Source organism: Halomonas sp. PAMB 3264, from assembly GCF_031954245.1.
In the GTDB taxonomy this organism is placed as follows: domain Bacteria; phylum Pseudomonadota; class Gammaproteobacteria; order Pseudomonadales; family Halomonadaceae; genus Vreelandella.
This window is the reverse complement of sequence record NZ_CP134866.1, coordinates 3,230,553-3,254,634: the sequence shown is the minus strand read 5'-3', so window position 1 is coordinate 3,254,634 and position 24,082 is coordinate 3,230,553. Positions and strand designations below refer to the sequence as shown.

22 protein-coding genes are annotated in these 24,082 nt (G+C 61.0%); 11 read left to right on the top strand and 11 right to left on the bottom strand.

Annotation, left to right across the window (positions count from 1 at the left end; all coding sequences use genetic code 11):
* Positions 1 to 160: 160 nt before the first annotated feature.
* Genes RN347_RS14725 through RN347_RS14715 form a run of 3 tightly spaced genes read left to right on the top strand, consistent with a single transcriptional unit; the run spans position 161 to position 3,039 of the window.
* Entirely contained in the window at positions 161 to 1,150 is a 990-nt protein-coding gene (locus tag RN347_RS14725) for a TRAP transporter substrate-binding protein (RefSeq protein WP_311958741.1), read from the top strand.
* Between the two features lie 57 nt (positions 1,151 to 1,207).
* The gene (locus RN347_RS14720; RefSeq protein WP_311958740.1) at positions 1,208 to 1,747 is read left to right on the top strand and encodes a TRAP transporter small permease subunit; all 540 of its coding nucleotides are present in this window, start codon (positions 1,208 to 1,210) and stop codon (positions 1,745 to 1,747) included.
* Positions 1,744 to 3,039 (top strand): TRAP transporter large permease, encoded by a 1,296-nt coding sequence (locus tag RN347_RS14715; protein ID WP_311958739.1) that lies wholly within the window; start codon positions 1,744 to 1,746, stop codon positions 3,037 to 3,039. The genes RN347_RS14720 and RN347_RS14715 overlap by 4 nt, the downstream gene beginning before the upstream one ends.
* 39 nt (positions 3,040 to 3,078) lie before the next feature.
* Here the strand turns inward: RN347_RS14715 and RN347_RS14710 are convergent, their stop codons facing one another.
* Genes RN347_RS14710 through RN347_RS14700 form a run of 3 tightly spaced genes read right to left on the bottom strand, consistent with a single transcriptional unit; the run spans position 3,079 to position 6,982 of the window.
* On the bottom strand, positions 3,079 to 4,500 hold the full coding sequence (locus RN347_RS14710) for an FAD-binding oxidoreductase (RefSeq protein ID WP_311958738.1): 1,422 nt from the start codon (positions 4,498 to 4,500) through the stop codon (positions 3,079 to 3,081).
* A complete protein-coding gene (locus RN347_RS14705) occupies positions 4,493 to 5,800 on the bottom strand; it encodes an L-fuconate dehydratase (protein WP_311958737.1) in 1,308 nt (435 codons plus the stop codon). Before RN347_RS14705 ends, RN347_RS14710 begins: the two co-directional genes overlap by 8 nt.
* An 18-nt stretch (positions 5,801 to 5,818) precedes the next feature.
* Entirely contained in the window at positions 5,819 to 6,982 is a 1,164-nt protein-coding gene (locus RN347_RS14700; RefSeq protein ID WP_311958736.1) for a fumarylacetoacetate hydrolase family protein, read from the bottom strand.
* Positions 6,983 to 7,331: 349 nt separating this feature from the next.
* On the opposite strand from RN347_RS14700, the gene RN347_RS14695 reads away from it, so the two are divergent.
* The 5 genes from RN347_RS14695 (at position 7,332) to nanR (ending at position 12,298) form a co-directional block, all read left to right on the top strand.
* Positions 7,332 to 8,324 (top strand): sialic acid TRAP transporter substrate-binding protein SiaP, encoded by a 993-nt coding sequence (locus RN347_RS14695; RefSeq protein WP_311958735.1) that lies wholly within the window; start codon positions 7,332 to 7,334, stop codon positions 8,322 to 8,324.
* Between the two features lie 64 nt (positions 8,325 to 8,388).
* Positions 8,389 to 8,931, top strand: a complete 543-nt coding sequence (locus RN347_RS14690) for a TRAP transporter small permease (RefSeq protein WP_311958734.1) — start codon at positions 8,389 to 8,391, stop codon at positions 8,929 to 8,931.
* A gap of 42 nt (positions 8,932 to 8,973) precedes the next feature.
* The gene (locus RN347_RS14685) at positions 8,974 to 10,353 is read left to right on the top strand and encodes a TRAP transporter large permease (RefSeq protein WP_311958733.1); all 1,380 of its coding nucleotides are present in this window, start codon (positions 8,974 to 8,976) and stop codon (positions 10,351 to 10,353) included.
* Positions 10,354 to 10,441: 88 nt separating this feature from the next.
* The gene (locus RN347_RS14680; protein WP_311958732.1) at positions 10,442 to 11,491 is read left to right on the top strand and encodes an Ldh family oxidoreductase; all 1,050 of its coding nucleotides are present in this window, start codon (positions 10,442 to 10,444) and stop codon (positions 11,489 to 11,491) included.
* Positions 11,492 to 11,572: 81 nt separating this feature from the next.
* Positions 11,573 to 12,298: a transcriptional regulator NanR gene (gene nanR / locus RN347_RS14675; RefSeq protein WP_311958731.1), complete on the top strand. Its 726-nt coding sequence runs from the start codon at positions 11,573 to 11,575 to the stop codon at positions 12,296 to 12,298.
* A gap of 26 nt (positions 12,299 to 12,324) precedes the next feature.
* Here nanR and RN347_RS14670 read toward each other — a convergent pair whose 3' ends face one another.
* From RN347_RS14670 to RN347_RS14650, 5 genes are all read right to left on the bottom strand, one after another.
* Complete coding sequence (locus RN347_RS14670; RefSeq protein WP_311958730.1) at positions 12,325 to 13,185, bottom strand: fumarylacetoacetate hydrolase family protein; 861 nt, start codon at positions 13,183 to 13,185, stop codon at positions 12,325 to 12,327.
* A 91-nt stretch (positions 13,186 to 13,276) separates the two neighbouring features.
* Entirely contained in the window at positions 13,277 to 14,026 is a 750-nt protein-coding gene (locus RN347_RS14665; protein WP_311958729.1) for an SDR family oxidoreductase, read from the bottom strand.
* Positions 14,027 to 14,175: 149 nt separating this feature from the next.
* The gene (locus RN347_RS14660; RefSeq protein WP_311958728.1) at positions 14,176 to 15,459 is read right to left on the bottom strand and encodes a TRAP transporter large permease; all 1,284 of its coding nucleotides are present in this window, start codon (positions 15,457 to 15,459) and stop codon (positions 14,176 to 14,178) included.
* A gap of 2 nt (positions 15,460 to 15,461) precedes the next feature.
* The gene (locus RN347_RS14655) at positions 15,462 to 16,058 is read right to left on the bottom strand and encodes a TRAP transporter small permease (RefSeq protein WP_311958727.1); all 597 of its coding nucleotides are present in this window, start codon (positions 16,056 to 16,058) and stop codon (positions 15,462 to 15,464) included.
* An 89-nt stretch (positions 16,059 to 16,147) separates the two neighbouring features.
* The gene (locus tag RN347_RS14650) at positions 16,148 to 17,224 is read right to left on the bottom strand and encodes a TRAP transporter substrate-binding protein (RefSeq protein WP_311958726.1); all 1,077 of its coding nucleotides are present in this window, start codon (positions 17,222 to 17,224) and stop codon (positions 16,148 to 16,150) included.
* A 256-nt stretch (positions 17,225 to 17,480) separates the two neighbouring features.
* Between RN347_RS14650 and RN347_RS14645 the strand changes: the two genes are divergently transcribed.
* The 3 genes from RN347_RS14645 to RN347_RS14635 all read left to right on the top strand — a co-directional run bounded on the left by RN347_RS14645 (position 17,481) and on the right by RN347_RS14635 (position 21,113).
* Positions 17,481 to 19,283 carry an IlvD/Edd family dehydratase gene (locus RN347_RS14645; protein ID WP_311958725.1) on the top strand — a complete coding sequence of 601 codons (1,803 nt, stop codon included), beginning with the start codon at positions 17,481 to 17,483 and terminating at the stop codon, positions 19,281 to 19,283.
* An 83-nt stretch (positions 19,284 to 19,366) separates the two neighbouring features.
* Positions 19,367 to 20,143: an FCD domain-containing protein gene (locus RN347_RS14640; protein ID WP_311958724.1), complete on the top strand. Its 777-nt coding sequence runs from the start codon at positions 19,367 to 19,369 to the stop codon at positions 20,141 to 20,143.
* Positions 20,144 to 20,186: 43 nt separating this feature from the next.
* Complete coding sequence (locus RN347_RS14635; RefSeq protein WP_311958723.1) at positions 20,187 to 21,113, top strand: Gfo/Idh/MocA family oxidoreductase; 927 nt, start codon at positions 20,187 to 20,189, stop codon at positions 21,111 to 21,113.
* A gap of 18 nt (positions 21,114 to 21,131) precedes the next feature.
* Here the strand turns inward: RN347_RS14635 and RN347_RS14630 are convergent, their stop codons facing one another.
* From RN347_RS14630 to RN347_RS14620, 3 genes are read right to left on the bottom strand one after another with little or no spacing between them, the layout of a single operon-like run.
* Positions 21,132 to 22,010, bottom strand: coding sequence for an NAD(P)-dependent oxidoreductase (locus RN347_RS14630; protein ID WP_311958722.1), 879 nt, complete (start codon positions 22,008 to 22,010; stop codon positions 21,132 to 21,134).
* A 45-nt stretch (positions 22,011 to 22,055) separates the two neighbouring features.
* Positions 22,056 to 23,129 (bottom strand): Ldh family oxidoreductase, encoded by a 1,074-nt coding sequence (locus RN347_RS14625; protein WP_311958721.1) that lies wholly within the window; start codon positions 23,127 to 23,129, stop codon positions 22,056 to 22,058.
* A gap of 32 nt (positions 23,130 to 23,161) precedes the next feature.
* Positions 23,162 to 24,052 (bottom strand): NAD(P)-dependent oxidoreductase, encoded by an 891-nt coding sequence (locus RN347_RS14620; protein WP_311958720.1) that lies wholly within the window; start codon positions 24,050 to 24,052, stop codon positions 23,162 to 23,164.
* Between the last annotated feature and the right edge of the window lie 30 nt (positions 24,053 to 24,082).

The following is a 24,082-nucleotide window of genomic DNA, read 5'->3' as shown; positions in this document are numbered from 1 at the left end:
GACCCGTCCTGACAGCGTTTAAAGCCATCGTATTTGACGAAGGCTGCCTTCACGAACGTCGATTTGAGCCCTGACACCCCTTGTTTCAAGATCGAGCCAACACACAGGCTGCCCCAGGGTGTGCAGCGCCTAATAACGACAACCGTAGAGAGTCACGACAATGCGGAAATCACTACTGGCCACGCTGGCAGGTGTTGGCATGTTGACGGCGGCGCCGTTCGTACTGGCCGACACGATCGAAATCCAGGTCAACAACACCATGAGCGAGGGCGGCTCGGAAAGCGCCGCCGTCGAACGCTTCGCTGAGTACCTGGAGGAGCAGGCACCCGGACGTTTCGACGTTCGCCCTTTCCTGGCAGGCTCGCTTGGTGGCGAGGATTCGGTGCTGGAGCTTCTCAATCTGGGGCAGACCCAGATCTCGCTGACCGGTGGCAACTGGCGCCAGCAGTACGCGCCGGAATATGACGCTATCACCGTGCCGTTTCTGTTCACCACGTGGGATCAGGTCGACCGCTATCTCGACAGCCCCTCGGGCCAAACCATGGTGGAGCAGGCCGAACAGCGCGGCGGGCTCAAGTTCCTGGGGCTTCAGCACCGTGGCCCGCGCCACATGACGGCCAATAAGGAAATCCATACGCCCGAGGACCTGGAAGGCTTTCGTTTGCGTCTCCCGTCACTGCCGATCTGGCTGACGGTATGGGAGGAGATCGGTGCGCAGGTGGTGAACGTGCCCGCGCCGGAAATCTATCTGGCGATGCAGACCGGTCAGGTGGACGGACACGAAAACTCGCTCTCCTCACCCTATACCCGGCGCCTGTGGGAGGTGCAGGACTACCTCATCATGACCAGCCACGTGCAGTTCCCCTGGAGCTGGGTGGCGAGCGCGCGCTGGTGGAATGGTTTGAGCGAAGAGGATCAGACGCTGATCAGCGAGGCCGTGGACGTGGCGCGCGAGTACGGTAACGAGCAAGAGCGCGAACTCGACGACTACTACCTCGACGCGCTTCAGGAAGAGGGCATGACGGTCATCGAGCCCGATGTCGAAGCATTCCGCGAAGCGGCCATGCCCGCCATCGACGAGGTGCTATCCGAGATGGCCGAAGGCGTTCGTGACGATGCCGTCAACGCCAGCGCCGTCCCGGCCGAATGATTGACCGGCGGTGCTCGCGCGAGCGCCGCCCCTTGTTATAAGCGAAGGAGTGAATTCGTGGATGAAACATTGCCGCCTGCGGGCGGCGTTGATCGTTTTGCCTTTGGCGTATTACGCCTTGTCACCCGTGTGTGCGACGCCCTGGGGGTTGCCATCCTGGTGGGCATACTGGGGCTTGTCGTCACCGCGGTGCTGGCGCGGGACTTTCTGAACTGGGGAATGCCCTGGAGCGAGGAAGTCGTGTCGCTGATGGCCATTTACGCCGTTGGTTTAGGGTCGATCTCGGCCTGGGTGCGAAGCGATCATCTGGTCGTCGATCTTTTCAGCCACCGCCTGAATGGGCTGGGCCGCCAGGTGCAGTACCGGTTCATCGCGCTGGTATCGCTTGGCTTTTTTGCCCTGGCGGGCTGGGGCGCTTGGGTCATGGCAAAGGCCAGTGCCTACAACAATACCGTCTCGCTCGGCATCAGCTTCACCTATCTCTATTACGCGCTGTTGCTAAGTTTTGCCTGTATGGCGGTGATCGCGCTTTGGCAGGTGCTTCGCGGTCCGGTTAGCTGGCGTATCGAGACCGCTCACGAGGAGCACGCGCCATGACCGAATTGGCTATTTTCGTTGGCGGGCTGCTGGGGCTGATGATGATCGGCCTACCCGTGGTGGTCGCCATTGGCGTGACCTCCTTTATCGCGCTGGCAGTGACCGGCGCGGGCGGCTTGCCGGTGGAGCTTCTATCGCTTCGCATGGTGCAAACGCTCAACAATTTCACGCTGCTGGCCATACCGCTGTTCATTCTGGCAGCCAACATCATGAACCTGGGCTCGACCACGACGCGAATTTTCGATTTCGCCACCGCGCTGGTGGGCTTCACTCGCGGCGGGCTTGGCCACGCCAACGTGGTGGCAAGCTCCATTTTCGCCACCATGTCCGGCACCGCCGTCGCCGATGCCGCGGGACTTGGCAGCATCGAAATCAAGGCGATGAAAGAGCGCGGCTACGCGCTCGATTACACCACCGGGATCACCGCGACCTCGAGCGTGGTCGGCCCTATCCTTCCGCCGAGTATCGCGCTGGTGGTGTACGGCTGGCTTGCCAACGTCAGCATCGGCGGGCTGTTCATGGCGGGGCTGCTGCCCGGTATTCTGATGGCCGCGCTGCTGATGGGCATGACCGTGTTTCTCGGCGCGACCGGACGGGTCAAGATGCCCGAGCCGACCCCGTTCGACGGCGGCGAAGTGCTGCGCACCGGCAAGCGGGCGATTTTACCCCTGTTGATGCCGGCCATCATCGTCGGCGGTATCTGGGGCGGCTTCTTCACGCCTACCGAGGCCGGCGCCATCGCCTCGCTCTACGCCATCGTCCTCGGCGGGGTGATCTATCGCGACCTGACGCTGAAGAGTCTGTATGACGCCTTTCGCCGCACGCTGATGTTCAGCGCGGTCATCCTGCTGATCATTGCGGTGTCGAGTTTCTACGGCTGGATTCTGGTGCGTATGGGTATTCCCCAGGCGCTGGCGGGCCAGGTCGCGAGCCTCGACATGCCCACCTTCGCGCTGTTGATCTGCTTTGCGCTGTTCTTTCTGTTGATCGGCTGCTTCATGTCGGTGATCGAAAGCATTCTGATCTTTACCCCGATCGTGGTGCCCGCCGCGCTGACCGCCGGCCTCGACCCGATCCACTTCGGCATCGTCATGGTCATCACGCTCTCGATCGGCGTCATCACGCCGCCTTTCGGCACGGTGCTGTTCATGATGGTCAGTATCACCAAACTGCGCTACGGCCAAGTGGTCAAGGCGGTCCTGCCTTTTCTGATTCCGGTGATACTCGCAATTTTGCTGTTGATCGCCATTCCGGGGCTCGCGACCTGGCTTCCGGAGGTGATGGGATATTGAGAAACGCCCCGTGGGGAGACCTGCGGGGCGTTTCTTTCTCTAGCCCGGCGGCAGGATACGCCCGGGATTCATCAGGCCCTTGGGGTCGAACAGTGTCTTGATGCCCTCCAGCAGTTCGCGCTCGGTGGGCGCGAGCCGCTCAAGGTAGGCGGCCCGCTTGATGCGTCCAATACCGTGCTCGGCGCTGATACTGCCGTCGAAACCGTCCAGCACCTCGAACAGGCGCGTCTCCAGGGTATGCAGGTAGGCCTTCTTCTCGTCGTCCGCCATGGTAGGCGGCGGAAGAATATTGAAGTGTAGATTGCCGTCGCCCACGTGGCCGTAAGCGATGATCTCGCATTCGTCGTCCAGGGTGGCGATCGCATCACTTGCTTCGCTCACAAAAGCGGGAAGTTTCGAAATCGGTACGGAAAGATCGGTACGTAGATGCTCACCGCGCCGACGCTGACCTTCCAGCATGCTTTCACGGAATTGCCATAGCTGAGCCGCTTGGGCGTCACTGCCCGCCAGTGCGCCGTCCAGCACCAGCTCGCGCTCCATACCTGTCTCCAGAAGCTGCTCCAACAGGACATTGAGGTCGATCGGTCCGGTCGCGGCAACTTCCATCAGCACGTACCAGGGGTAGGGCTGATCCATGGGGTCATTGAGCGTTGGCGTGGCCTCCATGGCCAGTTCGATGCAGCGCCTGGGGATCAGCTCGAAGGCAGTCAGCAGATCGCAGCAGTCGCGTCGCGCCAGGGTATAAAGATCGACCACCGCCTGTACCGAAGGCATTCCCAAAAGTGCCGAGCGGCTTTGGGTCGGCTGGGGTGATAGCTTCAATACCGCGCCGGTTACGATGCCCAACGTGCCTTCGCTACCCATGAACAGCTGCTGCAGGGCGTAGCCGCGGTTATCCTTATGCAGTGCGGTCAGGTTTTGCCAGAGCCGGCCATCGGGCAGCACTACCTCGAGCCCCAGCACCAGCTCACGCATCATGCCGTAGCGCAGCACGTTCAACCCGCCTGCGTTGGTGGCGATGTTGCCACCGATCTGACAGCTCCCCTGAGCGCCGAGGGAGAGTGGAAAATCGCAGTCGTGCTCCCACGCGGCGCGCTTGACGTTTTCGAGAATGCAACCGGCATCTACGGTCATGGTGAAGTTGATCGGGTCGATGTCGCGCACGCGATCGAGCCGCTCCAGGCTGATCACCAGTTCCTGGCCATCCTGTGCGGGCAAGGCGCCGGCCACTAGTCCGCTGTGGCCGCCCTGAGGCGTCATGGCCACTCCTTGGGCATGGCAGCGCCGCACCACCTCGGCGACTTCTTCGGCGCTTGATGGCCGAGCCACGGCCAGCGGTGTGCCTAGCGATGCGCCGGCCCAGTCGCTAACGTAGCGGGCCATGGCAGCGCTGTCGCGAAGAAGGCCTCGCTCTCCTAGAAGCGCTTCGAGCTCGTTCAGAAAGGCGCCTGTATCACTCATGAGGGGCTTCCTGCCAGGCTGGGCCGTCGGGAAAGCGATGCTGCTCCCGCGACTCGGAATACATGGTAATGCTGTAGCCGGGCGCCTCGGGCACTTGGTAGCGGCCGCGGCTGACCACGACCGGGTCGATGAAGTGCTCGTGCAGGTGATCGACATACTCCAGTACTCGCCCATCGAGGTCGGCGGAGACGGCGATGTAATCGAACAAGGCGATATGCTGGGTATATTCGCAAAGCCCGACGCCGCCGCCGTGGGGGCAGACCGGCACGCCGAACTTGGCCGCCATCAGCACTACCAGAATGACTTCGTTGAGCCCGCCCAGGCGTGCGGCGTCGAGCTGACAATAGTCGAGCGCTTCGGCCTGGAAGAACTGCTTGAACATCACCTTGTTGTGGCAGTGTTCGCCGGTCGCCACCCCGATGGGCGCGACGCGGTGGCGGATTTCCGCGTGGCCGAGAATGTCGTCGGGGCTGGTGGGCTCCTCGATCCAGAGTGGGTCGAACTCGGCGAGTCGGCGCATCTTGTGCACCGTTTCATCGACTTCCCACACCTGGTTGGCGTCCATCATCAGCACGTTATCCCAGCCAATCTCATCGCGCAGCAGCGCCGCGCGGCGGGCGTCCTCGTCAAGATCGCCGCCGATCTTCTGCTTGAAGTGAGTCCAACCGTCGGCCAGCGCGTCGCGAGCAAGCGCGCGCACCTTGTCGTCGCTATAGCCGAGCCAGCCTGCCGACGTGGTATAGCCCGGGTAGCCGTCGCGACGCATATGCGCTTCACGCTCGGCCTTGCCGGGGGCCTGGCGGCGCAGCAGGCTGATCGCCTCCTCCGGCGTCAGCGCGTCGGTGACGAAGCGAAAATCCAGACAGCGCACCAGCTGTTCAGGGCTCATGTCCGCCAGAAGCTTCCACACCGGCTTGCCTTCGCGTTTGGCCCACAGGTCCCACAGCGCGTTGACGATGGCGGCGGTCGCCAAGTGGATCGCACCCTTGTCGGGGCCAATCCAGCGCAGCTGGCTGTCGCCAGTGAACTCGCGCCAGAACGCGCCCATGTTGTCGGTAATCGACTCGAGCGTACGGCCTTGAACCAGCGGCGCTAGCGAGTTCAGCGCGGTAATCACGATCTCGTTGCCGCGCCCAATGGTGAAGGTGAGCCCGTGACCTTCGAGCGATGCATCGTCGGTATGCAGCACGACATAGGCGGCGGAGTAGTCCGGCGCGGCGTTCATGGCATCCGAACCATCGAGCGAGCGCGAGGTGGGAAAGCGGATATCCTGAATGTCGATGTGGGTAATCGTTGTCATTATCGTCTCCTTGAGTGTTTAGCGGCGCGCCAAATGGTGCATCAATTCCCGGATGCCAAAAGTCCAGGGTGGAAGCTCGTCGCTTTTACCGACCGCGTTGATCAGCGTGCCGAGCGCCGGCGTGGCGATGGCGACCCGATCCTCAATGTGGTGGGTAAAGCCTTGGCCTTCGCCGTCGCGATCCTCGATAGGCGAGAACATGGTGCCGAGAAACAGCATGAAGCCATCGGGGTACTGGTGGTGTGCGCCGATGGTCTGGCGTACCAGGTCCAACGGATCGCGGCTGATCTCGCGCATGTCGCTTGTACCTTCGAGCACAAAACCGTCGCTTGCGCCTTCGATACGTAGCGATACCTGGCTTGCGCGAACCGTGTCGATACCGAAATGCTCGTCGAACACACGAACGAACGGGCCCAGCGAACATGAAGCATTGTTGTCCTTCGCCTTGCCCAGCAATAGGGCACTGCGGCCCTCGACATCACGCAGGTTGACGTCATTGCCAAGCGTCGCGCCGCGGACTTCGCCCTGGCTATCCACGGCCAGAACGATTTCGGGCTCAGGATTATTCCATTTTGAGCTCGGATGAAGGCCCACAGTAGCGCCGAACCCTACCGATGAGAGCGGCTGTGCCTTGGTAAAGACCTCGGCGTCGGGGCCGATGCCCACTTCCATGTACTGTGACCAGCCGCCTTTCTCCTGAAGCGCTCGTTTGAGCGTGGCCGCCTCTTCGGAGCCGGGTACGATTCGGGAAAGGTCGGTGCCGATCACCGCTTGCAAATCGTCGCGAAGCGCCTTGGCCCGCGCCGGATCGCCGCCGGCCTGCTCCTCGATAACGCGCTCCAGAAGACTGACGGCGAAGGTGACGCCACAAGCCTTGATCGCCTGCACGTCGCAGGGGGCAAGTAGATAAGGCTTTTTGGGCGGTACTGCCTGAGAATTGGTCACCAGCGTGTCAATATGACCGAGCTCTGGGCCTTCGGCGTTTTGTACCACGTTGCGTAGGTCGTCGCGCTCAAGCAGGTCTGCCATGGTGGGACCGAATTCGGTAATGTCGATCACTTGGCCACGGCGCACTGTGACCAACGCGGGGCCTGAATTTTCGCCTGCTTGCCAAACTCGGCCGACCAGTAGCGCGCGGTCGGCATCCCGGGGGAGAACGTCTTTCGAGGAGAGTGGTTGCACGCGTACCTCCGTCAATAATGGGTTGCGGTATCGGTAATGGGCCTTGTCACGCTGAAGATTCTGTATGACAGGTATGCCAACTGAACAGCGACTTTAGCGTAGCAACTTGAGGTGGGTCGATACGCCAATGGCCTAAGACGCTAGCGCAGTCATCGTATCGCCGACACTTTTCTGACCACGACTAAAGTTTCAAGGCGTGCAGTTGCCGGGGTCGAAGTCAGCGTCTAGCTTTGAAAAGGCGGTATGACACGTATAACGACTGAGCTTCAGTTTCAAGTGACGTTACCGCGAGCACACCGACCGATAACAACTGACCAATAACAAGTCCAAGGGTTGTGAGGAGTCTCTCATGCGCAACAATCGCTATACCCATGCTCGTCTTTCCTGTCTTCTGGGCGCTGCGCTGTTCACGGCAAGCGTCGGCGTTGCCGGCGCGGCGGAGAACTTGCGTTTCGCACACGTCTACGAAACCACCGAGCCCTTTCACGAGTGGGCCCTGTGGGCCGCCGATCAGATCGAGGAGCGCACCGACGGGCGCTACACCATGGAGGTGTACCCGGCGGCGTCGCTGGGCAAGGAGGAGGATATCAACGAAGGGCTCGAACTCGGTACGGTCGACGTCATCTATACCGGCACGCAGTTCGCTGGTCGTGCTTATGGTCCGATCGGCATCGCCGGGGCGGCGTACATGTTCCGCGACTTCGATCACTGGCAGGCTTTTGCCGACAGTGAGTTGTTCAACGAAATCGCACAGGGGTACCAGGACCAGACCGGGAACGTTCCCATTGCGCTCAACTACTACGGCGAGCGCCACGTTACCTCCAACGAGCCGATCAATGAACCCGAAGACATGCGGGGTCTCAAGATCCGTGTGCCCAACGCGCCCATGTACATGATGATGCCCCAGGCCGTAGGCGCCAACCCGACACCGATCGCTTTCGACGAGGTGTATCTCGCGCTTCAACAGGGTGTAGTCGATGCCCAGGAGAATCCGCTGCCGACGATCAAGGCCAAGGCCTTTTATGAAGTGCAGGACTATATCAACCTGACCGGACATATCACCGATTCGCTGATCACCATCGTGGGTGGGCCGCGCTGGAGCCGGCTCTCCGAAGAGGACCAGCAGATATTCCGCGAGGTGTTCCAGGAAGCGGCGGGCAACAACACCCGCGACATTCAGCAGGCCGAGACCGAGCTCGTCGCCTGGTTCGAGGAGCAGGGCAACACTATCAACGAGGTGGACCGCGAACGCTTTCGCGAAGCAGTGCTACCCGCTCACCACGGCAGTGCCGCTACGTGGGACGAGCAGACCTACGATCGCCTTCAGGCGATTGGTCAGTAAACCTCTCTTACGTCCTGGTTGATCGACGTCCCGCTGTCAAGCGGGGCGCGAGGAGACGACTGCCATGAACGACAGGCAAGATAACGTGCCGCCCCAAGGCGATCCGACGGTCGATTTCGAGGCTGCTTTCGACGATACCCCTTTCAGAATGAAGGATTACGCGGCTGAGGATTTCGTTACCCTGGTTTTGTTCTGGGCATTGATTCTGGTCGTCTTTGCCCAATTCTTCAGTCGTTACGTGCTGGGCGATTCAATCGGCTGGACCGAGGAAATCGCAAGGTATCTGCTGATCGTGGTGGGGTTTCTGGGCAGCGTCATGGCGGCGCGTAACGGCAGCCATATTCTGGTGGAGTTTTTCTACCACTATATGCCGAGCTGGCAGGCGCGGCTGCTCGAGCGCCTGATGGGACTATTGAGCCTGGCATTCTTCGTGGCGATGGCCTGGATTACCTTTCAACTGGCGGGTCGCACCAGTAGTTTGATGGTCTCCGTCGACCTGCCCAAGAGCCTGATCTACTACACCGTGTGCGCGGCGTTCGTGCTAATGGCCCTTCGCACCCTCCAGCGTTTCTATGTCGCGTATCGAACACACCGCAACGCGGCGTAGAAAAACTTCGACCTCGGCTCCCTTTTACTCGTGAGGCCTTGTATGTCTCGACTTTCCTTGATGCGCTGGCAAAAGCCGCTGCTTTCGCCGCTACTGGCGGCGCTGGCCGTGTTGGGCTGTGTCATTTTGCCCCTAATGGGCCATGACCTGGCCTTTCTTTTCTTTTCACTATTCACTCTTCTAGTGCTGGGCGCGCCGATCGCGATCAGTCTCGCCGGCGCGTGTCTGATGTTCGTACTGATCACTGGTCAGGTACCCAACATCGTCGTTGCTCACCGCATGATCAACGGCATCGATAGTTTCCCGCTGTTGGCTATCCCGTTTTTCATCTTCGCCGGTAGCCTGATGAATAACGGCGGTATCACCGAGCGTATCTTCAATTTCGCCAAGGCGCTAATGGGCTGGATGCGCGGCGGGCTGGGGCACGTCAACGTCGGTGCCAGCATCGTGTTTTCAGGCATGTCCGGCGCTGCGGTGGCGGACGCCGGGGGGCTTGGCATGATCGAGGTCAAAGCGATGAAGGATGCCGGCTACGACGAGGAGTTCGCGGTGGGAATCACCGCCGCCTCTTCGACCATTGGGCCGATCATTCCGCCGAGTTTGCCGATGGTCATCTATGGCGTGATGGCATCGGCCTCGGTGGGGCAGCTGTTCGCCGCTGGACTGGTGCCGGGTCTATTGATGGGGGCGATGCTGATGCTGATGATCTTTTTGATCTCACGACGGCGGGGCTACCAGCGCGATGCGGTCTTCTCGCTGCGTGTACTCGGCCATACCTTCAAGCGGGCGTTTTTATCGCTGATGACTCCGATCATCATTGTCGGCGGCATCATCACCGGCGCCTTCACGCCCACCGAGGCGGCGGTAGCGGCGGTGTTCTATGCTCTCATACTGGGCGGCGTCGTCTACCGTACCCTGACCTTTAAAAAGCTGCTCAAGGTGAGCATGGAGACGATCGAGACCACGGCGGTCATCCTCTTCATCGTCTCCGCCGCCTCGATATTTGCCTGGATATTGACCAGCAACCAGGTAACTCAAAACGTCATTGCCTTGATGGGTAACTTCGCCGACAGCAAGCTGGCAGTGTTGATGATGGCTAATATCGTGCTCATCATCGTTGGCTGTTTCATGGAAACCATCGCCGCTATCACCATTCTGGTGCCAGTGCTGTTGCCCATGGCCGTCGCGGTTGGGGTGGACCCGGTGCACTTTGGCGTGATCATGGTGCTCAATTTGATGATCGGACTACTCACGCCGCCGGTCGGCATGGTGCTGTACGTGCTTTCGCGCGTCTCCAACGTGAGCTTCGAGCGCTGTATGCGCGGTACTTTGCCATTTCTGGTGCCGCTGATTATCTCTCTTTTGCTGGTGACGTTCGTTCCCACCATCTCCATGTGGCTGCCTTCACTGATCTATCGTTAAACACGCCGCCGCGCCTGGGCGTAGCGGCGGCGAACAGGAGCATCGATTTATGCCTATTTCATTCGATCCTGGTTTACTTGATTTTCGCGTGAGGCGCGACGACCTTACCCGCTTTATACAGCAGGCGCTCGAAGCGGCGGGCGCCGATCATGCCTCGGGGTACGCGGTCTCCCGCGCGCTGGTGACGGCGTCGCGCATGGGCACTGACAGTCACGGCTTGAGATTGCTGCCACACTACTTGAAGGCGCTGGAAGGCGGACGCGTCAATGGCGCTCCTACCATGCGCTTTTATCATCGCCTGGCGGCCACGGGCTTTCTCGATGCTGACGACGGCTTTGGCCATCTGGCTGGATACAAAGCCATGGAGCACGCGACCGACATGGCAGCAAAGACCGGAGTGGGCGCCGTCGCAGTGGGGCACTCTTCCCACTTCGGTGCGGCGGGCTGCTACGCGCTGGCGGCAGCAGAACGCGGCTATGTCGGCATGGCGTTTTGCAACTCTGACCCGTTCGTGAAGCTTCACGAAGGAACTAGCGCGTTTCATGGCACCAATCCCATCGCCTTCGCGGCGCCGGTAGAGGGTGAGCTACCCTATCTGCTGGACATGGCGACCAGCTCGATTCCGTGGAATCGGGTTCAGCAGTTCGGCGCGATCGGGCGTGAGCTTCCCGGCCAAGTCGCTGCTCGTGCGGATGGCCAGACGAGCACCGATCCGAAAGAGGTCACGTCGCTGCTGCCGCTCGGAGGCGGGGATTTTGGCTTCAAGGGAGCGGGGCTGGGCGGCATGGTCGAAATTTTGAGCTCGACGCTTTCCGGCATGCAGCACGGCTTTCGTCTGTTGCCGATGAACGGACCCGACATGGCGACCCCGCGCGGAGTCGGCCACTTCTTTCTCGCCCTACATCCCGATGCTTTCGTGGAAGAGGGCAGCTTTGCGCGCGGGCTGGCGGCGTATCTGACCGACCTGCGGCGCCAGCCGGCAACGCTAGGGGCGCAGGTTATGGCGCCAGGGGATCGCGAGTGGCGCTGTCAGGCTGAGCGCGATACACAAGGCATTCCACTGGACAGGGCCAACCAGAGTGCCTATGCCGAAATCGCGTCACGCTACGGGATCGAGGCGCTGTCGGCGCTAGCGTAGAGCGCGTATGCCAAACGCCTGACGTGTAAAAATGCAGTAGAGTAGCCCCTGAATTATCGGAAGTAGCCAGGATGAGTTTTTATGAGTAAATACCGAATCGAGCGCAAGACGCTCTCCGTGCAGGTCGCCGAGCAGCTCGAGGCGGAAATTCTCGAAGGTCGGCTGAGCGAGAACGATCAGCTCCCCTCGGAGCGCGAGCTGATGGAGCAGTTCGGAGTCGGGCGTCCGGCCGTGCGTGAAGCGCTTTTTTATTTGCAGCAGTTGGGGTTGATCGCGATCAATAGCGGCACCCGTGCCCGCGTCATTCGCCCCACAGCGGAGGCCGTCATGGCGCGCCTTTCCGGCGTAACGCGGCAGCTTCTTTCCCAGCCGAACGGGCAGCAGCACTTTCAGGAGGCGCGAGCGGCGTTCGAGATATCGCTGGCCCGCTATGCCGCGCGTAATGCAACCGAGGAGGACCTGGCGCGGCTGCGCCAGGCGCTGGCGGATAATCGGGAGGCGATCGGCGACGAGGCGCGCTTCAAACGCTCGGATAACGATTTCCACGGCGTACTGGCGAGTATTGGGCGTAACCCGATCTTTGATGCCATTCACGTCGCGCTATCGGAGTGGCTCGATGACCGGCGCGCCCACGTACTGCAGCAGCAGGGTGAGGACCAGGCCGCCACTCAGGCGCACACCGACATCGTCGAGGCGATCGCCTCCGGCGATGCGGACGCAGCGGAAGCCGCCATGCGACGTCATTTGGAGCGTCACTACGGCACCTACCGCCAGCTCAAGCAGCGCTTGAAACCGGCGTCGGAGTAGACGCCGGCGCCATCACGTCAGGCTGCTTAGCGAGTGCTATCGTCGGACTCGGCGACGACCGCTTGAGTCTGTTCACCTAGCCCTTCGATCCCCAGGCGCATACGCTGGCCGGGTTTGAGGTAGACTTGGGGTTGCTGACCCATACCGACGCCGGGCGGCGTACCGGTCGAGATCACATCGCCTGGCTGCAGGCTCATGAACTGGCTCAGGTAACTGATCAGGTAGGGGATCTGATACACCATGGTGCGGGTATTGCCGTTCTGGTAGCGTTTGCCATCCACCTCGAGCCACATGTCGAGCTGATGTGGATCCGCGATCTCATCGGGTGTCACAAGCCAGGGGCCCAGCGGACCGAAGGTGTCACACCCCTTTCCCTTGTCCCAGGTGCCGCTGCGTTCGAGCTGGAATTCGCGCTCGGAAACGTCGTTCACCACGCAAAACCCGGCGACGTGGTCCATGGCGCTCGCTTCATCGACATAGCGCGCGGTCTTGCCGATCACGACGCCAAGCTCTACTTCCCAATCGGTTTTTTGTGAGTTGCGTGGGATCACGACGTTGTCGTTGGGCCCACAGATGGCGCTGGTCCATTTGTTGAAAATGACTGGCTCCGGCGGCACCTCGGCGCCGGTTTCGGCGGCGTGGTCAGAGTAGTTCAAACCGATACAGATGAATTTGCCCACACCCGAAACGCAAGGTCCAAGACGTATGTCGGCGGCGACTTCGGGCAGCGTCGAGGTGTCGATTGACGCGAGCCGCTCGAGCGCGCGCCGATCCAGGTGCTCCCCACTTAAATCTGAAAGGTGCGAAGAGAGATCGCGAATCGTGCCATTCGCGTCCACGATACCGGGTTTTTCCTGGCCGGGGGCTCCAAAACGTAACAGTTTCATTTATGCAGTTCCTTTGGGGTTAGCCAACCGGGGCTCAAACGGTCCTGCGGGTCGGCGTGAAAGATATCCAGCATCGGCGAGCAGTGCGACGTCAAACGAGCCAGCCGCCGTCGATAATTTGCGCCGTGCCGGTGGTATAGGCAGACTCATCGGCGGCCAAATAGGTGGCAAGCGCGGCGATTTCCTCCGGTGTGCCTAGCCGTCCTTGGGGTTGGCGGGCGATGAAATCGGCATAGACGTCGTCGCGCGGGCGCCCTTGCTGCTTTGCCTGCTCGTCGATGCGCTGGCGCAACGACGGCGAATCCACGGTGCCGGGGCAGATCGCGTTACAGCGAATACCGCGGCCGATGTAGTCGCTGGCGATCGACTTGGTCAGCCCCAGAACCGCTGCTTTCGAGGTGCCATAGGCGCAGCGATTGGGCACCCCCTTGAGGCTCGAGGCAACGGAGGCCATGTTGATGATGCTGCCGCCCCCCTGTTCGAGCATGGCCGGTAGAAAAGCACGGGTTATGCGCACCATGGCCATGACGTTGAGCGACAGCGAGAGCTCCCAGTCCGCGTCGCTACCGTCCAGCAGCGACCCGTTGGCGACAAATCCCGCACAGTTAAACAGGATATCGACGGCGCCGACTTTTTCAGCCAGTGCATCGATAGCCGCCGGGTCCAGGACGTCGAGCGGCAACGTCGTAATGCCGGGTGTGGAGGAGAGAGCCTCAAGGCTTGCGGGATTGATGTCGGTGGCGATGATCTGGGCGCCTTCCGCCGCGAAGCGCAGCGCCGTGGCGCGGCCGATACCCTGGCCCGCCGCGGTGATGAGCGCCTTTTTTCGTTCGAGTCTCATTGGAAATGTCCGGTTCGATTGTTGTTTGAACTGCTGTTGAGATTATTGTGGACCCGCCATTAGCGCTTAGCGTGTACCTATCATAGAGTATGATAGGTTGCCGGCGCGCTCTGTTCGACTTTATGCCAACGTTGCACGCCAAGCGTCATCTAGTTGCCTCGAACCGCGGTCAAGTCCGGCAGCCAGGTCACAATGCCCGGGAAAGCGATCAACACCACCAGCACGACCAGAAGCGCCGCGTAGTAAGGCAACATCGCCTTGACCAGCTGCTCCATGGAGACCTTGCCCACACCGCAGCCCACGTAGAGGCAGGTGCCCACGGGCGGCGTTAGCAGACCGATGCCCAAAATAAACGCCATAAGCACGCCGAAGTAGACAGGGTCGACCCCAACCGAGGTCACGATCGGCGTCAACATGGGGGCCATGATGACCATGGCAGGCGTCAGATCCATGACGAACCCCACCAACAACAAAAGTCCTGCCACGATCAGGAGCAGTAGGAAGGGGTCCTGGGTAATCGCCTGTACCTGGCTCACCAGGGTTTGCGGCACCATGTTGATGGTCAGAAACCAGGCGATGACGGTGGCGAAGGCGAGCAGCAACAGCACCATACCGGTAAGGCGCGCGGTGCGAATCAGCATGCCCCAAAGCGCGGTGATCTTGAATTCGCGGTAGACGACCAGCGAAATGAACAGTGAATAGAGCAGGGCGGCCACGGCGGCTTCGGTGGCGGTGAACACACCGCCAATAATACCTCCGATCACGATGACAGGCAGAACCAGCGCAAGCCAGGCGGCCTTGAAGGCAGCCCAAAGCGGCCCGAGACGAAAGCGCCGTGTCTGCCCGGCGTGGCCGATGGTAGCCATGATGAAGGTGGTCGCCATCAATGCCAGGCCGATCAAAATGCCTGGCACGATACCGGCGATGAACAGCCGGCTGATCGAAGTTTCGGTCACGATGCCGTAGAGAATCAGCGGAATCGACGGCGGAATGATGATGCCGATGACCGAGGAAACAGTGTTGATCGCCGTAGCCTGAGGGGCGCTGTAGCCCTGTTTGGTCATCGACGGAATCATCATCGCCCCGGTAGCGGCGGTGTCCGCTACCGCCGAGCCACTAATACCGCCGAAGAACATGGAACCCGTAATTGCTACCTGACCAAGCCCGCCGCGCACGAAACCGACCAGGGTGCCGGCGAGCTCCATGAGCCTTCGCGCGATGCCACCTTGACTCATGACCTCGCCCACGAGGATGAAAAACGGAATTGCCAGCAGCGGAAAACTGTTGACGCCGCGGATCGATTGCTCGATCAGAACGGACAGCGGAATGTCTGAAATGAACGCCATGACGACCGCGGCAACGCCAAGCCCGAACGCGATCGGCAGGCCCAGCGCCAGCGAAACGAATAGAATGCCCAAAAATATCCACAGCATGGTCAGCGGCCTTCGTTGAGGGGTGACGCCGTGTCCGGCGAGGCTATGAAGCGAATGCTCTGGTAGGCGCGCCACAGCGCGACAGCGGCGATGAAGCCCGCGCAGAGAATCAGCGAAAAATTGATCAGGTTCCAGGGCACGTTGAGAATCGCGGTACGGCTGGAAGCGCGAGCGACGACTAGCGCTCCGCCCCACACAATGATGCCCATCAGCCCCAGGATGACGAGGTGCTGGAAAAGATAGAGTGCGTGGGCGGCGCGCGGCTTCAGGCGCTGCACCAGAATGTCGACCGCGATATGCTCGTAACGCGCGAAGGCCGCGGCGGCGCCCAAAAAGATGAGCCATATGAAAAGCATGCGGGCGAGTTCATCCGCCCAAGGGAGCGAGTGGTTGAGCGCGGCGCGCCCGATCACGTTGGCGGACACCGACACGATCAAGGCGACCAGCAGCGCGGCGATCGCATGTTCCATGGCGAGCGTCATCCAGCGAAAGAGTACGGGGCCGCGGCCAATTTCAGGTTCGATTTCGAGTGGGTGGCGCGTAGGGTCATCGAAGAGCGCGGCGGTATCGGGAATTTGGTCGTCCGGCGGCGTATCCATGGCATCTCACAAGGCTGGTAGCGCGACGGCAAGAGGCGAGCGCCTCTTGCCGGATGAGGTGACGGCGCAGTGCCGCCGTCGGGTATCGCTTATTGGGTCATCGAGGACTCGGCGATGCGCTGGAACTCGGCGACCAGGTCTTCACCGATTTGCGGCGCCCACTCATCGTAGACTGGCTGTACGGCGTCCTGGAAAGCGGCGATTTGCTCGTCGTCCAAACGGGTGACCTGCATGCCGCGCTCTTCGAGCTGGTCGCGCGCCCAGTCATCGTATTCGCTGGACAGTTGGATCTCATAATCCGCCGCCTGAAGCGCCGCTTCCTGCACCAGTTCCTGGTATTCCGGGTCGAGACGATCCCAGGCACGCTGAGAAATCATCTTGATGAACGGCGTGTAGACGTGGCGAGTCTCGGAGCCGTACTCCTGCACTTCATAGAAGTTGGAGGTCAAGATCGTGCTCCAGGGGTTCTCCTGGCCGTCGACCACGCCCTGCTCCATCGCCGAGAAGAGCTCGCCGAACGCCATGGGCGTTGGGTTGGCGCCCAGCGCCTGCCAAATGGCGAGGTGAACCGGGTTCTCCATGGTCCGTACTGAAAGACCGCGGACGTCCAGCCCGGCAACATCTTCGGGTGATGCAATGGGGCGAGCGCTGTTGGTCAATTGACGAAAGCCGTTTTCCGAGAAGGCCAGCGCCTTGATACCCGTGCCATCGAAGGCATCAAGCATTTCCTGGGCCGCATCACTGCGCATCGCCTCAATCGCGGCTTCGCGGGTGGGGAGCAAAAAGGGCAGATCGAACACCGCCAGCTCGCTCACGTAGCCTGTGGCCGGAGAGGTCGAGGGGTAGGTCATGTCGAGTGTGCCGGTCTGTAGCATTTCCATCATCTGAACGTCATCGCCGAGCTGGCTATTCGGGAAGATGTTGACGCTAATGCGGCCTTCGCTGCGCTGATCGAGAATGTCGGCGAAGTACTGGCTGGAGAGATACTGCGGCGAGGTCTCGGCAAGTCCTAATCCCATTCGTAGGGTTACGCTGCCGTGGTCGCTCACGGTCGCGCCTTCGATTTCCGGTGGATCGGAAAGCTCGGGCATCTGAGCGTGGGCGGCGCTGGTGCCGATCAAGGCGGTGCCGGTGATCAATAGCGTGCGTTTGAGTAGCTGGTTCATGGATCTAGTGCTCCTTACCGGTAGGCCTTCCCATGATCGTTACCTGGGGGTAGCGCCGGTTCGTGGGTGGCCGCGTAGCGGACGTTGTTGTTGTAGCTCTACGGTGCCCGTGATTCATAAGCACCGCGCCTGAAAGGAATGTCTTACGTTTAACGGCTATGTTCAACATATACTTTTGTATGTATCGACGAATCCATTGGGGGCGCGTAACGTCTCATCACGTTTTCTTTTTTGACATTCAACATGGAATGCCCCCATGGCCGATTCTCGTCGTTTGACTCCCGAGGAGCTACGTTCGCGCTACTGGTTCGATAATCCTGATCACCCCGGTACCACGGCGTTATGCATCGAGCGCTATCTCAACTACGGTATTACCCTTGACGAGCTCGCTAGCGGCAAGCCCATCATTGGTATTTGCCAGTCCGGTTCGGATCTGACGCCCTGTAACCGCCACCACATCGAGCTGGTCAAGCGGGTCAAGGACGGTATTCGTGCCAGTGGCGGGGTGCCCTTCGAATTTCCCATGCATCCGATCCATGAAAATGTTCGTCGCCCTACAGCGGCATTGGATCGCAATCTCGCCTACCTGGGCATCGTCGAGGTACTCCACGGCTACCCGCTGGACGGCGTGGTGCTGACCACCGGCTGCGACAAGACCACACCGGCAGCGCTAATGGCGGCGGCAACGGTCAATATTCCCGCCATCGTGCTCTCGGGCGGGCCGATGCTCAACGGCTGGCGCGGGCGCGAGCGGGTTGGCTCGGGCACGATCATCTGGGAGCTGCGCAAGCGCCTGGCGGCTGGCGATATCGACTACCCCGAGTTTCTATCGCGGGTGAGCGATTCGGCGCCGTCGATCGGCCACTGCAACACCATGGGCACCGCATCGACCATGAACGCCATGGCAGAAGTGCTGGGTATGAGCCTGCCGGGTTCCGCGGTGATTCCCGCACCCTACAAGGAGCGTGCGATGGTGGCCTATTCAACCGGCGAGCGCATCGTCGATATGGTCTGGGAAGATCTGCGCCCGCTGGATATCCTGACCCGTCCGGCGTTCGAGAACGCGATCGTTGCCTGCTCGGCCCTGGGTGGCTCGTCCAACGCGCCGGTTCACGTCAATGCCATCGCCCGCCACGCCGGGGTCGAAATCGACAACGATGATTGGCAGCGGCTGGGTCACGAGATTCCACTGTTGGCCAACGTAATGCCTGCTGGCGCGTTTCTATGCGAAGAGTTCTATCGCGCTGGCGGTGTGCCCGCGGTGCTTGGCGAGCTTCGCAACGCGGGGCGGCTGAATGTTGAAGTACCTACGGTCAGTGGGAGCACGCTTGGCGAGACGCTCGAAGGAGTCATCATCGAGGACGAAGAGGTCATACACCGTTACGCCGACCCGCTAGTGGCGCACGCGGGGTTTCTCAACCTCAAGGGTAACCTGTTCGACTCGGCGCTGATGAAGACCAGCGTAATTTCACGGGATTTCCGCCAGCGGTTTCTCAGCGACCCAAGCGACCCGGATGCTTTCGAGGGCAAGGTCGTGGTCTTTGACGGCTCTGAGGACTATCACGCGCGTATCGATGATCCCGCACTTGGGGTCGACGCGCGCACGATTCTGGTGATGCGCGGTGCTGGGCCGGTGGGGCATCCTGGCGGCGCCGAAGTGGTCAACATGCAACCGCCGGCGGCACTCATTCAGCAGGGTATCGAATCACTTCCCTGTCTGGGCGACGGACGCCAATCCGGTACGTCCGGGTCGCCCTCCATTCTTAATGCCTCGCCGGAGGCGGCTACTGGCGGTGGCTTGGCGTTACTCGAAGACGGCGATCGGCTAAGAGTCGATCTTCGAAAAGGTCAGGTGCAGCTTTTAATCGATAGCGCCGAGCTCGAAGAGCGTAGAGAGCGACTGGCAGGCCAGGGCGGGTATCGCTATCCTGGCCATCAGACGCCCTGGCAGGAGATTCAGCGCACGCTAGTGGAGCCGCTCGATCGCGGCATGACGCTAAAGTCCGCCACCGACTACCGAGACGTGGCGCGCAGACATGTTCCGCGTGATAATCATTGAGCGAAGCGGGCGCCTGACCAAGTGCGTTATGATGAGCGATCAATGAAACAGGGTCTCTTTAAGTGGCAGTTTCCAGAAAAACCGTGTCCAGTAAAGCCGCGCCCCGCGTGCGTATCGACGAGTACCTCGTCAAGGATATCTTCGGCGGGCGTTACCGCCCAGGCGACCTGGTGCCTCGCGAAATCGATCTGTGCGAGCGCTTCGCGATTAATCGCTCGGCGGTGCGCAGCGATCTGCGTCAGCTGGTGAATGCGGGCATTCTCGAGCGCATATCGGGGCACGGCTCTCGGGTACGCGAGTACGCCGAATGGCGCATTCTCGATCCTCAGGTCACCGAGTGGCTGACGCGCTACGCGCCACCCAACCCGCTTATTCTCAAGGAGATTCTTGCCTTTCGCTTGGATGTCGAGCCTTACGTTGCAATGACTGCCGCCAAGCGTGCTACGGCGCGTGACCTGCTCGCGATCGAGGAAGCTTTCGACGGTATGGGGCAGAATCTAAGCAATGCTGCTGGCGAAGACGAGCGGCGGCTGCACAGCGAATGTGATATTGCCTTTCACGAAGCGATCTTCAAGGCGACCCATAACATCGTTTGGGCGCAGCTATCGCACATTCTGCGCCCCTCCATCTTCATGACGGTCTCTCTATCCAATCAGCTCGCCATGGACTCGGAGGAGAGCCTGGAGCGCCACCGTGTGCTCATGGAGAGCATTCGTCTGCGTCGCCCCAAGGAGGCTTTTCAGGCCGCTGAAGCCGTGCTGGCCGGGACCGGTGCCGCGCTGGGGCTCGAGCATAGCACCACTTCGCTGGGGCGAAGCGTCGAGCTTCCAACGTCACCGCCGGTCACTTTCGAAGGGTAAGTTCCGGTTTCAATCCACCTTGCACGTAACAAGAGGCAAGCGAATGTCCAGGATCAAGCTCGGCCTGATCGGTGCAGGCAAGATCGTTCGCGACCAGCACCTGCCTGCCATCCAGCAAACGCCGGTCTTGCAATTGGCCGCTACCGCGGACCCCTACGCATCGATTGAGGGCGTGCCTGGCTTTCAAGACATCGAAGCGATGCTCAACGCCCATCCGGATATCGAGGCGGTGTCAATCTGCACGCCGACCACGCTACGCTTCGAGACAGCTCGGGCTGCGCTGCTGAGCGGTCACCATGTGCTGTTGGAAAAGCCACCGGGTGCGACGCTGAGCGAAGTGGAAGCGCTAATCGAACTGGCCAATCAGCAACGGGTGACCCTGTTTGCGGCTTGGCACTCTCGGTTCGCACCGGGGGTCGCTTTAGCAAAAGCCTGGCTTGCGAACCGTCGTATCGACCGGGTCCAAATCGAGTGGAAAGAGGATGTGCGGGTCTGGCACCCCGGCCAAGCATGGATTTGGCAGCCTGGCGGCATGGGCGTATTCGACCCGGGCATCAATGCGCTTTCGATTGCCACGGCAATACTGCCTGCGCCGTTTTTTCTTCGCCATGCCCGGTTACGCATACCCGAGAATGTGCAGGCGCCCATCGCGGCCGAGCTGAGCTTTGTCGATACCCAGGGAGCAGCGGTCTCGGCTGACTTCGACTTTCGCCAGACCGGCGCGCAGACCTGGGACATTCACGTCGAAAGCGAAGGTCACTCCCTGAGTTTAACCCAGGGCGGCTGCCGGCTGATGATCGACGAAGAGGTGCTCCTGGACGAGCAGGAGCAGGAGTATCGCGGCCTGTATAATCACTTCGCCGAGTTGATCAAGACCGGGCGCAGCGAGGTCGATATCGCCCCGCTACGCCACGTCGCTGATGCGTTCTTGTATGGCTATCGTGAAACGACCGAGGCGTTCATCGAGTAGCCAAACGCCACCGACCGTTCATTTTTGAACGCAGCTGTCGTAGGCAGTAGGGACGAAACTTTCGTCGCCCTGATCCTCTTTCGCTCGGGTGAGGAACGCACACAGCGGCGGCAGCATTGCTGAGCGCGCCTGATAGGTGGCCAAGGTCTCGGTCAGGTACCTCATGTCCTTCTCGGCGTTGCCGAGGCTGAACTTGAGCTTCGTGCATTCGCGCTCGAGCACCCACTCCATGACCGGGGCGAGCATGGCGCTGTTGGCGCCGCCCTGGGAGCAGATATCCAGAAGCTTCTGCTGGGAGACGTCCAGAGCCGCTGCCATGCTGGCTGCTTCGGCGGCCAGCGCCGCCGCCCCGAGCGAAAGAAAGTTGTTGATCAACTTGAGCTTGTGGGCCGAACCGGTGGGGCCAACGTGAAACACGTTTTCGGCGAAGCACTGGATGATCGGCGTGAGTCGAGTAACGACGTTGTCTTCCCCGCCGATCATTACGTTGAGCCGGCCCTCGCGGGCTTCCCTGGGCGTTCGCGCCAACGGCGCATCGATCAGCGTGACGTCCTGGGGGGCCAGGGTGTCGGCGAGCTGCTCGGTGATATCAGGGCGTGCCGTCGAGCAGTCGACGATGACGAGTCCTGGCCGCGCGCCGGCCATTAGGCCGTCGGGCCGCTTGACGAGATCGCTCACCTGCTCCGAGGTCTTCACGCAGATAAAGACGATGTCACTTTGAGCCGCCATCTCGGCTGCTGTGGTGACTTCACTTGCGCCGTCGCGGCAAAGCGCCTCGAGCGCCTCGCGGTTGCGATGCGCCATGACCGTCAGCGGGTAACCCTGCTCGAGCAGATGGCGGGCCATCTCCTTGCCCATCAACCCAAGTCCGATAAAACCGATGCGTTCTTGTTTCATGGTGATCTCTCGTTGTAAGCGTCGTGGCTCTGCGGTGTGGCCCGCTTAGCGGGCGTGGGAATCACTGATGTTCGCGTCGGGAAAAGGCACGCCCAGCCGCTGTGCCCACTCCTGCAGTGCTTGAGGAACGCCTTCGGGAAGCGGCACGCCTTCACGCGAGTAGCGCTCGTGCAGCGCCAAGCCGCGCTCGCCTGGGGTGCGCACCGCTTGGCTGCCTTCTGCAACCGGATTGGCGCGGCAGGCGTCGACCAGCGCACCGGTTTCCTGTTTGAACGCGTCGAGCCCGCCAAAGGCGGCCGGGTCGATGATCTGCACCATCACGGCCGCGCCCCACTGGGTGGGCGCCTGTACGCGTCCGAACCCACCGAGTCCGGCAGTCAGTGCCTCGACCATGAGACCCAGCGCGTACCCCTTGTGGCCGTGATCCAGCCCGCCGATTGGCATGATGCTGCCTTTGGGGTCCTGAAACAGCGCGCCCGGATCGTCGGTGGCGTGGCCCTCGGCGTCCTTGAGCCAAGGGTGAGGAAAACGCCCTTGCTGCTTGTTGAGGCGCCCGGCCATGCCGTTGGTGGTGATCGAGGTGCTGACGTCCAGCAGCACTGGCCCGGAATGGGTCGGGTAACCCACGGCGATGGGGTTGGGGGTGTGGGTGGCGCGCAGACCGCCGTGAGGCGAGACCGACGCGGTGGCCGGGTCGGAGGACTCGATGACCACTATCAGATCTTCGTCCGTGGCGCGTTTCAGGTAGGCGGCCAGGCAAGCGATATGGTGGGAGCGACGAATCACTACCGTGCCCGTGCCGCAGTTTCTAGCCATGGTGGTTGCCGCGTTCATCGCCTCGACGATCAACCAGGGGCCGGGCAGGTAGTGTCCGTCCCAGGTTTGCACCGCAGCGCGTTCGGCGACTACCTCCACCTCGCCACTGGCGCGCATGTTGCCGGCTTGGAGTTCACCGAGATAGGGCGCGAGAAGCTGCAGGCCGTGGGTGGTATGCCCCATCAAATCGCCTTCGACGAGCACGTCGGCCACGATACGCGCCTTGTCGCTATCAAGGCCCGCCGCTTCGAGCAGTTGGGTGCTGAATTGGGTGATAGTGTGCGGTTCAAAAGTATCGGTCATTGTCATTGTTCTCCGTGTAGTGGTGTGCGTGCTCAGATATTCTGCCGCTTTTCGTTGTGGCGGCGAAGCTGCTGAATAAGGGCGCTATGGTCCAGGTCGCCGCCGCCGCTTTCGATCAGTTCTTGAAAAAGAGAGTCGACCAGCGACGAGACCGGCAGCGAAAGATCGAGCGTTCGGGCGAGCGCCATGGCGGTTTGGGTATCCTTGAACTGCCATTTGGCCGGCCCGCCGGGAGTGAAGTTTTCGGCCACCATGCGCTGACCGTGAATGCGCAGCACGGTCGAGTCGGCGAAGCCGCCCTCCAGCGCTTCGAGCATGCGTGTAGGGTCGGCGCCGCCGCGCTCGGCGAGCAGGATGGCTTCCGCTACAGTGGCAATGGTATTGGCCACGATCATCTGGTTGGCGAGCTTGGCTAGCTCGCCACTACCGGCGGGGCCGATATGGATAGGCCGACCCAGTAGCTCAAGCACTGGCGCTACTGCATCAAAGTCGGCGGACTCGCCCCCGGCCATGATGGCAAGTGTGCCATCGATCGCGCCTTGCTCGCCGCCGGAGACCGGGGCGTCCAGGTAGCGGATACCTCGCTTGGCGGCTTCATCGGCTTGGCGCTGGGCGGTCTCGACTGGAATGGAGCTCATGACGATGAGTTTTGCATTATGCGCCATGGCATCGAGCACCCCGCCATCCAGCAACAATTCGTCGCAAACGGGCCCCGAGCTCAGCATTACGATGACGATGTCGCACGCTACTACGGCATCGCAGGGCGTCTCGACGATGCTCACACCAAGCGATGAAAGAGGATCCCCTTTTGCTTTCGTCCGATTCCAGGCCTTGACCGAGTGGCCGGCTTTGGCTAAACGTGCCGCCATGGGAGCGCCCATGATGCCGATACCGATGAATCCGATCCTGTGGGATGTTGTCATTATTGGCTCCTGTATTATTTTTTTCCGTAG